Source organism: Priestia sp. P5_B4 (genome assembly GCF_056400385.1).
Genome location: NZ_JBFULJ010000811.1, coordinates 1 through 1,741, shown reverse-complemented (window position 1 = coordinate 1,741; position 1,741 = coordinate 1). Strand labels below are relative to the sequence as shown.

Annotated in this window: 2 protein-coding genes; one reads left to right on the top strand and one right to left on the bottom strand. The window is 34.3% G+C overall.

Features of this window, described 5'->3' with window-relative positions; all coding sequences use genetic code 11:
• Positions 1-658, bottom strand: a 658-nt coding sequence (locus AC1DRF_RS26225; protein ID WP_427077304.1) for an SDR family NAD(P)-dependent oxidoreductase, incomplete at its 3' end; no start/stop codon positions are given.
• A 329-nt stretch (positions 659-987) separates the two neighbouring features.
• Between AC1DRF_RS26225 and AC1DRF_RS26220 the strand changes: the two genes are divergently transcribed.
• Complete coding sequence (locus AC1DRF_RS26220) at positions 988-1,569, top strand: TetR/AcrR family transcriptional regulator (RefSeq protein ID WP_427077305.1); 582 nt, start codon at positions 988-990, stop codon at positions 1,567-1,569.
• Positions 1,570-1,741: the final 172 nt, after the last annotated feature.

Below are 1,741 nucleotides of genomic sequence, written 5' to 3'. Positions count from 1 at the left end.
ATACTTTATCTTCCGTAATAAATTCTTCGACTCGATCTCTTTTGGTGTACATGTCATACCAAATGTCGGCGATTTTGTCTTGAACTCCCGAATTCGGCTGCATCCAGATTCCGATTGAAATATGCCCTGCATAAATACCTCTGTCCTTTAATTCACTATTCAAATTGAAAATATAATTACGAAGACCGGAAACTGCAATTCCGACATTGCCCATCATTGGTACTGGATTGATTGCGGCTCCACCTGTCGTAAATAATAGAGCTCCACTTTGTTTATCCAACATATCCGGAAGCACTTCTCGAATACTCGATATCGCACCTAAAACGTTGAATTGAAATTGGTATAGCGCATTTTCTTCTGTTACATCTAATGCGTTTGTTACTGTATCAATACTTGGAGTTGGACTGTATTCAATCACATCAATAAATCCGTATTTCTCTTTGATCGTTGCGAAAGCTAAACTAATTTGGGCTTTATTTAATATATCAGCTTGAAATGACGCTGCTTCAATGCCTAATTGTTCTAGTTCAATAACCAGTTGGTTCAACTTTTCTTCATTACGGGCTATAAGCGCTACACGAAATCCGTTTTTTCCGAACTTCTTCGCAATAGACATTCCTAATCCTGGTCCTGCCCCGACAATTACAATATTTTTCATAATATAATTCCTTTCATAACTTCTTAGCTAACTATTTTTTCCAAGAGAGTTCATTTGTTATAATAGGCACTACTTTATTTATTAAGAACCAATCGCATTTTCAATCTTTTGGGTATGATTCTGAATGATCACAACAATTTGCTTGATCAAAACCCTTCCACAAAAACATGTGTTATTTAAGCAACGTGCGTTGTATAGTTGATGATAAGATGAAAAAGAACTATTAACAACCACCAAAATGGCTACTATGTTGTTTACACAACACTTCTATTGTATTGTCGTTTTTAAACACCATTGTGTAGCCTAAAAAGGAGAAGAAAAAATTGATTATGCCAAAAAAAGATCCGAGAATACTTCGTACAAGACAATTGATTGTAGACTCTTTTATTTCGTTAGCTAGTGAAAAAGATTTCAACAATATAACGGTACGTGATATCAGTGAAAAGGCTACTATTAACCGCGCTACATTTTATGCGCACTTTGACGATAAATTTGATTTATTACATTCCACCATCACCAATACTTTTACAGACAAATTGAAAAAAGGACTAAATGGTCACGAGGGATTCAATGAAGAAGTCATTGCAAATATTTTTCTAGCCATGTGTGATCACCATAAAGAGTTAAGTGACTTATGTCCTAAAGGTTACAATTCTTTAGGAACTATTATAGAAAGTAAAATTAAAGAAGAGTTACAAAAGCTAATAGCTGATCTTTTGCTAAAAGACACTAAAAATACCATTGTATTAGAGGACAAACAATTGGTAACGACCCTATCTACTATACTGAGTTGGAGTATATACGGAGCTACATACTCATGGAATAAAGATGGAAGACCTATTTCACCAGAAGAGCTAGTGACTAAGACCCTACCTATATTTAAAAATGGCATGAGTAAGTATTTCTTTTAATGAAATTTATGTTAAATATCAATTCTTTTTGGGGTTCAGTCTCCCTATAGACTATATTTTACCGTACAGGCATATGAATAAAATGTGCACTTTTTATTCATCCACCTCCCACTTAGGTATCGAGTAAATGTCGTCATATCAAGGATGTATAAAAAGCTGCATAAAGCAGAAA